This window comes from Enterococcus sp. AZ062 (genome assembly GCF_051715065.1).
In the GTDB taxonomy this organism is placed as follows: domain Bacteria; phylum Bacillota; class Bacilli; order Lactobacillales; family Enterococcaceae; genus Enterococcus_B; species Enterococcus_B mundtii.
Window position 1 is genome coordinate 1,961,858 of the sequence record NZ_JBIOTB010000001.1, and the last position, 13,855, is coordinate 1,975,712.

Annotated in this window: 12 protein-coding genes and 1 pseudogene; 2 read left to right on the plus strand and 11 right to left on the minus strand. The window is 31.6% G+C overall.

All coding sequences use genetic code 11. The features are described from left to right. Positions 1-10 precede the first annotated feature (10 nt). The 3 genes and pseudogenes from IGJ00_RS09335 to IGJ00_RS09345 all read right to left on the minus strand — a co-directional run. A complete protein-coding gene (locus tag IGJ00_RS09335; RefSeq protein WP_272017925.1) occupies positions 11-1,045 on the minus strand; it encodes a phage tail tip lysozyme in 1,035 nt (344 codons plus the stop codon). Between the two features lie 37 nt (positions 1,046-1,082). After that, positions 1,083-3,104, minus strand: a complete 2,022-nt coding sequence (locus IGJ00_RS09340) for a hypothetical protein (RefSeq protein WP_438844358.1) — start codon at positions 3,102-3,104, stop codon at positions 1,083-1,085. An 11-nt stretch (positions 3,105-3,115) separates the two neighbouring features. Further along, a pseudogene (locus tag IGJ00_RS09345) lies at positions 3,116-3,277 on the minus strand (ATP-binding protein); the annotation flags it as partial. A 254-nt stretch (positions 3,278-3,531) separates the two neighbouring features. Between IGJ00_RS09345 and IGJ00_RS09350 the strand changes: the two are divergent. Both IGJ00_RS09350 and IGJ00_RS09355 read left to right on the plus strand, forming a co-directional pair. After that, complete coding sequence (locus IGJ00_RS09350; RefSeq protein WP_438844359.1) at positions 3,532-4,095, plus strand: hypothetical protein; 564 nt, start codon at positions 3,532-3,534, stop codon at positions 4,093-4,095. A 946-nt stretch (positions 4,096-5,041) separates the two neighbouring features. Then, positions 5,042-5,518: an ImmA/IrrE family metallo-endopeptidase gene (locus tag IGJ00_RS09355; protein WP_272017922.1), complete on the plus strand. Its 477-nt coding sequence runs from the start codon at positions 5,042-5,044 to the stop codon at positions 5,516-5,518. Here the strand turns inward: IGJ00_RS09355 and IGJ00_RS09360 are convergent. The 8 genes from IGJ00_RS09360 to IGJ00_RS09395 form a co-directional block, all read right to left on the minus strand. Then, on the minus strand, positions 5,503-6,579 hold the full coding sequence (locus IGJ00_RS09360; RefSeq protein ID WP_438844360.1) for a hypothetical protein: 1,077 nt from the start codon (positions 6,577-6,579) through the stop codon (positions 5,503-5,505). The genes IGJ00_RS09355 and IGJ00_RS09360 overlap by 16 nt on opposite strands. Positions 6,580-7,305: 726 nt before the next feature. Continuing rightward, positions 7,306-8,361 (minus strand): hypothetical protein, encoded by a 1,056-nt coding sequence (locus IGJ00_RS09365; RefSeq protein WP_438844361.1) that lies wholly within the window; start codon positions 8,359-8,361, stop codon positions 7,306-7,308. A 310-nt stretch (positions 8,362-8,671) separates the two neighbouring features. After that, a complete protein-coding gene (locus IGJ00_RS09370) occupies positions 8,672-8,845 on the minus strand; it encodes a DNA cytosine methyltransferase (protein WP_334270701.1) in 174 nt (57 codons plus the stop codon). Between the two features lie 548 nt (positions 8,846-9,393). After that, a complete protein-coding gene (locus tag IGJ00_RS09375; protein ID WP_272018520.1) occupies positions 9,394-9,804 on the minus strand; it encodes a hypothetical protein in 411 nt (136 codons plus the stop codon). A gap of 232 nt (positions 9,805-10,036) precedes the next feature. Beyond that, a complete protein-coding gene (locus IGJ00_RS09380) occupies positions 10,037-10,198 on the minus strand; it encodes a hypothetical protein (RefSeq protein ID WP_115357761.1) in 162 nt (53 codons plus the stop codon). Next, a complete protein-coding gene (locus IGJ00_RS09385; protein WP_115357762.1) occupies positions 10,191-10,865 on the minus strand; it encodes a zeta toxin family protein in 675 nt (224 codons plus the stop codon). Before IGJ00_RS09385 ends, IGJ00_RS09380 begins: the two co-directional genes overlap by 8 nt. Positions 10,866-11,961: 1,096 nt before the next feature. Continuing rightward, complete coding sequence (locus IGJ00_RS09390) at positions 11,962-12,666, minus strand: hypothetical protein (protein ID WP_115357763.1); 705 nt, start codon at positions 12,664-12,666, stop codon at positions 11,962-11,964. 920 nt (positions 12,667-13,586) lie between these two features. Further along, positions 13,587-13,748 carry a hypothetical protein gene (locus IGJ00_RS09395; protein WP_169823214.1) on the minus strand — a complete coding sequence of 54 codons (162 nt, stop codon included), beginning with the start codon at positions 13,746-13,748 and terminating at the stop codon, positions 13,587-13,589. Positions 13,749-13,855: the final 107 nt, after the last annotated feature.

A 13,855-nucleotide genomic window follows, 5' to 3' on the forward strand; every position in this document is an offset into this window, starting at 1 on the left:
AGTTCCTCCTTTATTTTTTTCTGATAATACTTGATACACGAGTAAACTCTCTGCCCCATTGTCGCGAATATCTCGCACAAATTTGTCCCTGTCCGGCATTTTGTTCATACGTTGTAAATTTTCCATCGCCTTCAATACTTGCAATAATACCGGTATGACCGTATGTTCCAGGAGAAAGTGCTTGTCCTGCATACCAATTGATTACATCTCCTGCTTTTAACTCCGAGTATTTTGGATTGAAAATCACCTCCCAATCATACGCTTTCCAGTCGTAATCACTGCCAATCGATTCTGCATACATAAAACCTGACCCCATCAATTGTGGACCGCCAAGCTTTTGTACATAGTAGGCAGTTAAGCCGTAACACTGACCACCATTGATCATTTGACCCATCACGTCTTCCAGAATGTCAATTTTGCCCCCACCAATATTGGCTGAACCATTTCCTAACGATCCCTCAAATAAGCGTTGATACCAATTGATCGCACTCGTCTTTCGTTTATTCTGTTCCAAAGGATCATCTTTTGTACCTGCACGTTCCCAGTACTTTAAAATATCAACGGCTAAACTTTCCGTATCTGTACCGGAAGACATATTGTTTAGGAGCGTACTATCTGATCCGTCATGGTACCAAGCAAAGTCCATTTGAATGGCGACTTCTTCCCATTTTCGTTTCTGTTCTTCTGCTCGATTCAATAAATTCACACGTCTACCTGAATCCCATTGTGCTAATCCTATTGCATATCCACCAATTACTGGATTGTATGCCCAAATCGGATTAAAAGCGAGATCACTTTGGATTCTTGATGGAATCAAGCCACTTTCGTGTTCCATATTGCCGATCCATGCAGCCGCAAATTCTTTTGTTCCTCCTTGTTGCTGAACAAAATTGGCGACTTCCAACGCAACTTCTTCTTGTGGTGTCATTGGATCGAATGTCGAGGTATCACCGTTTTGACTGGAAGAAAAGACACCTAAAAATAAAAGGAAAGGTACTAAGAATACAAAACAGCTACCTATAACTAGATACGCCTTTTTTTTCATTTTTCACCTCAATTCTAAAAAAAGAAGACTGATTTTTTTACCAGTCTTCTACCTCGTGTTGTGTTGATTGTTTTTCTTCATCGAACGAGAAAAATTGTTCTTCTGATTCTGTCCATCCGGTATGTTCCCATTGTTGATTAAAAGATACTTGATTCACTTGATTGACTGGATCATTTACTAGTAGTTCCGGATCATGTTTTTGGTCAAAAAAGGCTTGTTCTTCTTTAGCAAATTGTAATTCATCAAAATTATCAACGGAGACTTCTGTTGCAGCTTCTCCTATTTCTGGTACTTCCGTTACTAGTTCAGGTGCTTCAAAGTCTTGTTCAACTACTTCTGATTCTGTTTCAGTGGTTTGTTCTATTAGATCATCTCCAAGTTGTGATTCATCAATAACCAATTCATCCGATTCAGTCAATGAATGATCAACTGTTGGATCTTCATCCTGTATTCCAGTTAGGACATCTTCCAATTCAAAATCATCGAACGCTTCTTCTTCTAACTCTTGGAAAGAAGCAGGACCATTTTCTAACTCACCTTCCAATGATTTACTCATTTCTTCCTCTAATTGAACATCATCGTACGTTGGTGCCTCTGTTTCTTCTGGATTCTCCGGTTGAAAGAATGATTCCATTCCTTGCTTCAATCCAGAAAAACGTGGATTTGGTTCGGTAAAATGTTCATTTCCTAAATTCATTGCTTTATCCTGACCAGACATGAGTGTTGAAGCACCTTGTAATGCCATTCCCATATTGCCTGTATAGCCACCAATACCAACTTGGGCTGCGGCAGTTGTTTTTTCGACTATATTTTCTGTTCCTTCTTTGACTTTCTCATTTACTTGCTTTTCAAAAGCCGGTTGCTGAATTTGTCCTTCAGAAAAGAAACTAATGATCCGGTAACGATTCTTCCAAAGATTCTTTAAAAAGATATATTTCACCAGAATCATTAAGACCATTGTTCCTAAAAGAACCATGCCATTTGATAAGACGTTTAAAAGACTTTCATTGATCTGTCCGATTATCCCTAAGAAGGCTTGATCGATTAGTCGATTGACCCAAAATAGGACAGCAATAAACACACCAAAAATGACTGGTAAAAATAAAATACCAATCAATGCTTTAAAGAATTTGAACATCAAGGTTTGACATCTTGGGAAAAAGGAAGCTAAGGCAAAAATTGGAAACACTAGTATCAGTAGGATCACAAGAATCTGAATGACCATCAGCATGATATTAATATAAATCACTGGAAAAGCTAGAATAAATAAATTGGCGATCCCTACCCAAATGGCAAAGCTTTTTTCCATCGTTTTTACACCATCTTGAGAAAAATAAGGATTCACTTTTTCAAGGGAACTAAGATACTCGTCTCTCTCTTTTATAAAATTCGTGCGATCTTCTTCCGATAGATTTGGTGATTCTAATAATTTCTTCTCATCTATCTTGTCCCCATTTGCCATCTTGCCATCCAATGAACCACTATTTACAAAATTAAATGTTTGTTGCACAGTCGCATCAAACATTGGACTTTGATAGACACCATTTCCTCCTTGATTTGAATCAGAAGAAGTATTCGCCCCTGCGATAAATTGTGATTGGATTACTTTTGTTACCTCGGTAACGGATTTGATAAGAAATGTAGAGGTATTGAAGTTCCCCTGTGCAGTCGGTACTTGTCCAAACCAACCAAAGAAAATGAATGCCACAAATAAATAATGTAGCAAGACCTTCATAAAATTTCGACGATTGGAGAAGAAGTTCGCTAAGAGGTAATAGGCACTAAAGATAACTGCTAAGCCCATTAAACTGCCTGCACCAAAGCCAGTACCGCCAAAATTATTGAGTATTCGTACCGACATATTAAAAACTTCGGTCTGTTTCGCAATGAAAAAATCCGATTGATTGACAATATTTTCGCAAAAGAGAAAGAAGGAAGCACACATTCTTAGAATAAAAAATGGAACGCCTACGAAGAACCAATTGACTACTTGCCAACCTTTGTCTAGTAAACCACCATCTACCATATAAGCATTGTAACTATCAATTAAATACTTCATGCCACTCTCCTTTACACCGCAAAACGATTTTCCATGACAGAAGCATCGGTATCATCCACTGTTTTAAACAATTCCAACCATTCTTCAAAAATTACATGGACCACGACCCGATTGACTTGCCAAAACATATCTTTCAATAAGCATTGCCCTTGGACCTTGTTAGATAACCACCTTGCTTACGTATTGCTGCTCTTAATAATACTTTTATTTTTTCTGAATCAAAATCTACAAAAGATAATTCACTTAACACATGCCGAACCATTTCTTTGTAACGAGCCATATATTCGCCAAATTTGATTTGTTCTCCAAGCTGTTCAAAGTTTGTAATTCAATACCTTTTTATTGCACATACTTACACGTCGTCATGAAATATTTAAATACAATATATTCAAACCATGTTATTATATAGTTTGAGGAGAGTGAAATAATGAAAAAAAATATTTGGTTGTTATTACTTTTGTCAACGATTACTTTATTTGCTGGTTGTTCTAACCAAAGCACCGAGCCAACCACCGAAAAAGATAATAGTTCTACAACGAGTAGTACGGTTGAACAAACAAAAATGTCAAGCAGTGAACCAACTTCTGATCCATCATTAAAAGAATATCCTGCAAGTGAATGGCATCCTGGAAAAATGGATATTCAAGGTATGATTAATGCTACTCAAGGCGATGAAACTAAAGCTTTGCAGGATGCCTCTATGGTTGCGGAATTAAGTTTATCACCTTATTTTTCTGATAATACTGGCACAGCTGAAATTGAGATAACTAAAACAGGAGATAACTTCTATAGTCTAAACATTACTAATAATTATTTAGAGAGTGAACAAGATTTAGAACGTTTTGAAAAGAACTCAGAGCTTTTGATGGCACAACAACCAGTAAATAAATCAATTAATCTTTATATATTTACTGGAATAGGAATGGGACTGAGTCGCCAAGTGGTTACTAGTTACCAATTAAAAGATGATGGTACTATCGCAAAAATTTAGATCAATCCATCCAGTCTTCGGACTGGATTTTTTTCTCTAAAATCTTCCAAAATCAGTTGCATCACCTTGCTAGTAATCTTGACCCTTCCCATTAAACTTTTCAATACTATCTCAGCATATAAATATAGAGAAATAGGAAAAATCAGATTTGTTTCAAATAATGTGTATAATTGTCTTAACTCATCGATGCCCTTTAGAGTTAATTAAAAACTATCTGAATCATTTAAAAATCTGTCTCAACAACTTCATTCATGATCCCCCTACACAATTATCTCATTCTCTTTTATTTCCCATTCAAACCATTCTCCAAAATCTTGCTTAAATGCGTTCACGTTATGTTTTTCTTGTGAGGCAGCTCCTTCAGCATCTCTCGGATCTAAATAGGCTGGTTTGTCTTTTGGTATGGCATGCACGCCGATTCAAGGTGAATAGTCGTATTCAAAATAACTATCCACGATATAGCCCATTTTATTTGAAAATTATGATTGTTTTCTGTTTCCAACCTTCACTGTTTGGCGGTGTATAATATTTATACTGCTCTACAAAATTTTAAAAATTTTCAACGACCAGGTGAAATTTCTTTCTTAGTTTCATATAGTCAGACCAGACAATTGTATTCCGCCAATTATCTTCTTGTTTCCCAAGAAAAGTTAAAGAATTGATTTGTTTTATTGCATTGTTGCATTCATCTATTTCAGAAGCTCTTTTCTCAATTATTTTCAAGTATCGTAGGTCAATTCTTGCGTTTCATCTAACGCATTAACTTTATTCATTGTGGTTAATAAACGAGTAATGACCTTTTCCAATGTTTCTTTCGTCCTAAAAATCCCCCATAAGATTCTTGTATTTAGAAGTATCAGATCTTGCTAATGACATTGCAAACAAAGCAGCAAAACATCTATCAAAGAAAGTCGAATACGTTAGATGCTCCGACATCGAGCAATATATGACTGAGGTTGAAAATATTGAATTTATTGACTACAAATTCAAAAACAATTTAAATAAATTATTGCTTGGATCAATTAGCAAAGTTCAAGACGAATTTATTATCACGACAAATAAAAATCTATCAGATGAATACAAGAACTTCACAAAAATGCATGATATTATTCACTATTATAGGGACTATTCCTATAATAGTGAATCTCATGCATTTTCTGATTTTATTTTACAAAAAGACTATTTACCAGAAGATTTTGATAAAGAAGTTGCAGCTGATATTGGAGCAGGGATTTTAATGGTAAATGATCAAGCTTTAAGATATGCCCTTAAAAAGTTCAAAAAATTTAATGATATTTCTAATTACTTTAACATGAGCAAATCAGCGTTCCGAGTAAGAACTATACAATACCTAGAATTCAATGAAAAGTTTACATACAATACAGCTTACAAACTTTTCAAATACTTTTACTGTACTTCATGATACCCATACCCTTCATATAATTTAACAACTGACTCCATCGAATACGTATCATCCATAGTGTTAGTAATTTCAGTAATTTCAGCTACATTGGCTTTGTTGCTTTCATCTAAGATAATATTTGAATAGCCGTGTATGGCAGTAAGTTGCCTTTGTAACTTACTTTCTGTATCTTTAGTATACTCCTTGATTGAATATATACCTATAAGTGTCCCATTATCAGAAGAATTATTATATGAAAAAGTTGAATTATCAGAACTACTTTGATCATAAAACTGTCTATACATTATTTTTTCTAAAACTATTTCATATTTGGAACCATAATTACTTTCTGGAAACATGTCCCTATAATTCCTTTTTACTGATTCATCAATCATTCTCTCTATATCTTCATAATTCCCTATCTCTTTAGCCGTTTTAGCTACTGCCTCTAAATTTTTCACTTCAAATTTAGGTTTGAAGTTATTTTCTAAAACATATCCATAGCTACTCAAAGTATTTTTCAATTCTTCTGTTATTTCGATAGTAGCTTGTTCACCATTTTCTAAACTACCATCATTTTGAATTTGAAAAACTATGTTACCAATTGAATTAGAAAATATATTTTCTATCTTCGCACTTCCACGACCATCTGCTCCAATAAAATTAACAACTAAATTTTTTTCAACTTCAGCATTAGTTAATGTTACAGGTTCTTCTAAACCTTTAACTTCAACAGTTTTTTCTCCTGATTTTATTTTTTTTGTCTGATTTTCATCAACTGATATAGTCACTTTAACTTTATCACCATTTGATAAATCTTCTGTTTTATCAAGTTTAATTTTAAAGGATTTCAACATTGCATCAATTTCTTCTTGCTTTTTCTCATCTAAAAAATCAATTTCGTCATCATAATCATATATATCTTTTATAAGTTTTGTATTATCTATCTGATAACTTGCACTGCCCATTGAATCCATGCCTGTAAAACTCACATCAATATAACTTGATAGATCTTTTGCACTGCTACAACCTACTAATAAAATTGATATTCCAATAAAACAGAGTAAAAAAATTTTTTTCATTAACTTCCCATCCTCTTTGTTATAAATATTCTTTAAATAAACATATATCTCACTTTTCTACCTCCTTGACTATTTTATGACATTAAAGTAAATCAATAACAACGTTATTTGTTGTTTTCATCATAAAAAGTGTTTTTAAGCTCATAATCGTAACCTCAATTGAATAACTATACTAAACATAACCAATATCTATGTTTTAGCAAAAAATAATATTATTATACAAAAGTGTCTGGGACATTAGTCCTCTGTACCACCTAAAACCGAATAAACGGCGGGAACAGAAGTAACCTCTTCGGAAATAAGGCTGAACACTTCTGTCCCGACCTCAATTTCAATACCCTTTTTAATATAGTGTCTACTAATCGCATATAGTCAATTAAAAGTGTTTATGTTTAAGTAAACAATAAATATTCTATTCTGATTTACTAGGTAAAAAAATAAAATAACAAAAAAAGCTTAAAAATGCGCTTTTGGTAGAAAGTGGGGCTCTATACTTTATGATATTGGTGAAATTCACCAGTATCTTTTTTATGAGTCAAAAACATAGAAAAGACACCTTAAAATCTTTATTTTCTAATAGAATATTGAGTAAGGATAATTATAAACAGCCAACAAATATTGATGTAACAAGGTTTGTCGGCTATTTATTCTTTTGTATCACACTTTATCACAGTTACGCTTTACATAATTAATTATTGTAAATTAAACAGAATTTGTTAACAAGATTTATATCGCAATAAATTTTGATTTTCTATCTATCTTCTCTATTGAGCTCAAAATAATTCCTGTTCCTTCTAAATATGTTTCAGTTGATTGTGTTAATTTCCTAGCAGATTTAGTTAAATTTCTACTTGTTCCTACAATGTTATTTATAGAATCTTTGTAACTAGAAACTTTATCATTCGTACTTTCAATATTAGTTTTAAAATCTAAAATTTGATTTATAAGCAGTTTCATTTCTTTTTGATTATCAGGATTCTCCATAAATTTTGACTCAATTATCCCTAAAACAGAAATTTCGACCCTTTGCCAATCTCTCAATATTCCTTCGTTGGATATATCCATTGTTTTGACAAGCCCATCAATATCTTTAGAAATTTTATCAGCCTGTTTTTTTATATATGATGTAACTCCTGATCCACCAATCTTTTTAACTCGTTCAATATCTTTAGTTACGTTATCCATTTTTTCCGCCAGACCAGCTATTCCTTGAGCAATACTATTAATATGTTTAGTAAATGATTCTATACTTTCTTCCATATCAGATAAATGATCTAAAAACCCTGTGTCCTCTTCATCAAATTCTTCTGAAATCATATTTTCTTTTCTAATAGTATTTAAATCAAGATTATCTGCATTTTTTAAAAAATCATTAACTGGATTACTAAACAAATCTTCGCCTTCAACAACACTTTCTAATAAAAGTCTCAACTTCTTTATGAACTGTTTAAAAACTCTGTAATCACTACTATATTCTAATGTTCTGTACTGCTTAATATCAAAAGGCAACTCCTCGATATTTTGCGTTATTTGTATTACTCGCTTGTTAAATGAATGTGCAATTCCTAATTCATAATATACATTAGAATTCAAACCAGTTAAATCTGCAAGAATAACATCAGCATTATAGATGCTTTCAATAATATCTTGTAAAATATTCTTTTGTGAATCTACCTCCCCTACATTTAAAAATTCAAAATCACTAAACTCTTCAGCTAAATTTTCTTGTAATTCAAAAAAAGGAGATTCAAATCGCATAATTAAAAATACTTTTCTAGTCATAACAATACCTCTATTAACCTTTCTCTTAATCTATTTTATTATATCCAACACTGAAAATTTTTAATGTACAGTTTTATCCTCGTTATAGACAATCGGGCGAGACTAATTGATCAGATATTAAAAACTTATTACAACGTTTTTACTTCTTTCTCTCTACTAGAAATCTGTGCTAGAAGAGAAAAGAGAAAATAACTAAAAAAAGTTCCTATAAAGATGTTTTTGGCAGAAAGTTGGAAAACTGAGGACGAAAAAGGTTTAAAAATATACCTTATTCGCCTTCGTTTTTTCTTTATTTTACTGAGTTTTGCAACTATTTGTTATACGTCTTGTATATAAATTTTGTATCATTGTTGTATTCATAAGAATATTGGCATTCTTTTTCAATATCATTCCCTGTAACTACATTAATATCAGCGCGTTGTACTCCATGTGTCAAAAGTCTCACACTACAGAATAAATCAACAGCATTTATTTTATAGAACACGCTAATTTTAGAGTGTCTTAGACAAAATGAAAACGTATTAGTATTAAGGTGAATGCAAGTGTAAAAAATCCTAGAGACACATAAAACTTATATTTCATTAAATAACATTCGGTTTTCAGATAGTTTGATCTTGATATACTTTTCCCAATATTTTGTCGTACTATTTTATTTATTCTACATAAAAAGCTAATACCTAAACTAAAATACAACATACTTAAGAAACATAAACTTATTCGAACCGCTAAATATATCAATTTATCCTTCCTTAATCCTTCTCAATATGTACTGTCAAAGGTTTATGCCCATAGATAATTGTCATTTTTTTCGTCCACCCTATCCAACCCTTCTGCAATAATTCCACCAGCTGATGTTCCTACTAGCGCTAGTGCAATTTCAATTGCAGCTAAAGCTTTACCTCGTACTGTCGTTATGCCAATTTGAGCAACAATGACATTTTCTGCGACTCTAGCTATGTTTCGTTTATTGTTTCTAATTATTGCCTTAACAGTATTAGCACTAGCATTCGCAAGACCTAACCCTAGTACGATTCAACCAGCATCTATTACTCCAGCAACAAAACCAGTTGCATTCCACCAATTCTTTCCTACACCGCGCAATCTTTGGCTAAAACCAGTCAATGTCAGATAGTCATTTACTACTTGTGCAATTCTCAACTCATCTTCATTTGTCACAATCAACTCGCCATTCTCATCAAATTTTGGCTGTACATCTTTATACTCATCTTTTATTTTTTCAAGTGCTAGTTCAGATTTTTGCTGTTCTTCTAGATACAAATTTGACGGATCTGTAACACCAAAATTTTCTGTGGAAGTTGTCTCATTTTTCTGGACTTCAAGCGCTGAAACCACCATACTTCCACTAGAAAGAAAAACAGATAAAACACTTAGTACAGCTACTGCATAAACTCCAATCTTCATTTTAGACTTTTTCTTTGTCATTATATATCCTCCAAAAATTTATGATTTGTCTTTAAAAGACATGTTCAATGTAATCTAATAACATAGTTATTATTCATAATGATCATAAAAAGTTATTTTGGATTCATAAACGTCGAATCTTCCTCTTACAGAAAAAGAATTCATTAATACAGACAATTAATTGTAGAATATTTCCATCAACAAAATAAAAAAGCCATATCCATCTTTCAGATATGACTTCAATAACCAATTACTATTTATCTAATCCTACTAATTTCCTCTGCTTACGATTCGCTTCGTCCGCTACATATTTCATCACCGTTTTAAACTCTTTAGCGGTGGCATTTTCTGATAAATCAGCAATGCTTTTATTATACTTTTTTACGATTTGTTTGACTTGTTCTTTCTCAGTCATATAACCCCTCCTCCAATTCTTCTGAACTGTATTGTACTGGTAGTACTAAACGAATATTATCTGCCGCATAATGTACTTCAGAAATATTATTTTGGTAATCTTTGATCATGATATGAAGAACGACTTCAGGATGTTTTTCCTTCACTTTTTCTATATTTTCTCTAGACTTGAAAAATGCATTGATAAAAATTTTCTTTGGTACATGACGTCCTTCAGCAATCTCACGTTTTCGAGTAAAGTCCCAGGCCGTTTGTGGGTCTTGATAAACATAAAAAATCGTCACACGAAAATCATTTTTCAAGGCTCTCATAATGTTTTTCTGCGCACTAAGAATAGCAAAAGTAGCATCTAATATAAAAGAATAACCATTCTCTAATACATATTTCAAAGATTGTTCCACTAACCAAGAAGAAGCCTTTTGAAACGTGCTGGAATTCTTTCCATTATATTCAGGAAATTGTGTTCTAAAGTAGTCAGCATCAATCACAACATGATTATCATAATTTTCAGCTAAACCTAGTGCCACTTCTGTTTTACCTGCTCCAGGACTTCCTGCCATAAAAACCGCATCTTTTTCATCATCAGGAATTTTATCTTCAATAATTGCTTCAATAAATTTATCTTTATTTAGCTTTGCATATTCTAAATATTGGTCGTTGCTTTCCAAAAAGTGCACCTTCTCTCATTGTGCTATTTCTATACTTATTATACGATATTTTAAAAAAAGAGATAGCGATAAATCTAATTCTTATAGGAGCTAGTCATAGTAATAACAGATATGCTCTCAAAACGGAATATGAATATATGCAGAAACCTTATGTTCTGTGGATTTATTTGTTTCTTTCATTTGATTCTCTTAGGTTGTTGTAGAGACTTTTCAGCTCCTAATACTTATTGCACCTTTATATCTAATACAAACTACCTATTCTAATAACTAATTCTACAGACTATTTTTATCTTTTAGATTACGAGCAATGTCGATCATCAACATAATAAACATAAAAGGAAGAGTTGCTCCCATAAGAAATGTTCCTAAAAGTATAGCTAGTAATGGCATAGCGCCTAGACCATTTTCACTTGAATCAAAATGAGGAAAAATTTTTAAAGATAACTGAAAATATTAACGGAATAAATACCAATATAAACAAATTTAGTAAAAACAACACTAAACATATGTTCCGAATTTTAACAAGAATAATAAAAAATGCTGATTATTAGTTAAAACATGACAATATAAAGCTAACTGCAATTGTAAAAAATCCTATATAGACATAATACTTAAATTTCATTACATAAATTTTAGTTTGAAGATAGTCTGATCTTGATAAACTTTTGCCAAGGTTTTGGGTTACCAATTTTTTTATTCTCCATAAAAAGATAACCCCTAAACTAAAACATAGAATACTTAACAAACATAAACTTATCCGAATCACTAAATATATCACTTTTACTTACCTAAATCCTTCTTGATATAGACTGTCAACCTTTTACGATGGTTACACTGGCTGCCGTTCTTACTAAATCAAGTACAATTTCTATTCAAATGAAATCTTTAACTTTGAGAACTTTTCTTTTTCATTACATCCTTCAAAAATTTTATGATTCATCTTTAAAAACAAATTCATTGTAAGTTAATAACATCGTTTTTATCCACGTTGATCTTAAAAAGTTGTTTTAGATTCATAAACGTAAAAAAACATTTATTATCATACGCTCTTGTACTCCAAACAAATCATGGAAGAATTATGTATTCCCTTATTTCATTACTCAATTTTTATAGTTTTCATATATTCAAGTTCTTTCTTTACATGATGATATGTATAATAATCTCTAATATAAAAATATTGTATCACTTCAAATGTATCACTAGCATTCATTATCGTTGCTGCTAGTATTATTCCATAGGCAAGTAAAAGCAAAATTTGTATCACATCTTTTAGCATCATATTTTGAATCGCAAAAAGTACAATTGGAAAGTAAATAACTAAAATAAAATTTTTAAATCGAACAGTTAGATTACTTACGTATTTCTTTTCCTTTTCTATCAAATAATCAACATCAGCGATTAATTGGTTGATCATATTTTCATTTAACAGTCTGTCTTTTTTCACTTGGTATAAATAATTAAAATACTCTTTTGACCTACAGCGTTTTTTACTGTTTACTTTGATATACGGTATTATAAATAATAAAAAAGTGACTATTCCATTAATGTATGTTTGCCGATTCAAGTATTTTGAAAAATCAACGTGAGAATACCAGATAAATGAGATAACTTCCAAAATAATGACACTTATCCCCAAAAGTATTAATAGGATACTAATAAAAAAAATATAGATGTATAAGGGATGGATGATCCAGTTACCTTTTGATTTGATGGCTTTCTTATAAAGATTTTCGTAAAAAGCTCTGGCTTCTATCCTGTTAATCAATTTCAAACATTTTTCTTTTTGTTCCGTCTCGTTCATACTATTTTTCCTCCAAGATGATAAAGTATGGATTATCTCTAGCTATATTGCATAACTAACTATTACATTTCAAGAGATTTTTAGGATTATTTCGAGAATCTCTTCTTCATATACATCATCAGTTATTGTTTTTTCATTATCTAATCTCAAAGAATCTTTTTCCAGCCCCCATTTTTTCATGACTGTTTCACCCCATTGAGCACTTTTCTCTCTTGTTTTATGTCGATTTTCTGTTTCATTAAAAGAAATATCAAAGTAATAAACGTGTGTATTCTTTTGAAAATTCGTAACTAGATCAACAAACATTTCTTTATAAATATGACTGCCTAGTATCCCTTCTATAACAATGATTTGAAAATTTCCTTTACCAAATATACGATGGATTGGATCAAGTCAGATGCGGGATTTTCTATGTGATTGTAGATTTTCCACTTGCAGAATTTCCACGTAGAATAATTAATTGACTATTCATCATCAAACTCCTTATTTTTTTGATTTTGAAAAACTATATTCATTAAACCTTGCTCTTTTGCTGGATTTAATTTCATTTGTCTGCTAACTTCTAATAATTATTCGCACATGTTAATCGAACTATTTATCCTCAACTTTGCTCATCTCTATTTTTAATCCAAAAAAACAGATAAAACCTACGATGGCTCTGATCAAACTGATGACTGACCAAAAATATCTCTTTTGAATCATTAATATGATTGAAAAAATCATCATGGTGATCGAGATAATGATACCTAAAAGGATCAACCTTTGGATTCCCCCCCTAATTTTACTTCTCATACTATATTCATTTCCTCTCTGGCTAATATCTCCTTAACGAATGGACTATCTATTTAAACAGCAACGATGATTATATTTCCCATAAATTTTCAGTCTAGTTTAATAATATGCATAAATCGTTATTCGTATTATTTAGCTAATCCTACTAATTTACGTTGCCTTCTATATTCCTCATTCGCGCTATACATCATTACTGTATTAAGTTCTTTAGCAGTAGCATTTTCTGATAAGTAAGATATACTTTTGTTGTATTTATTTACAATTTTCCATACTTGTCCTTTTTCATCCATCTTCCTTCCCATCTATCTATTACTAACAGTTATCCAATTTTTAATATAAGAAGCATTATTGCTTCAAATACCTGTACTTAATTTTTCAATGTCATTTTCTAGTAATC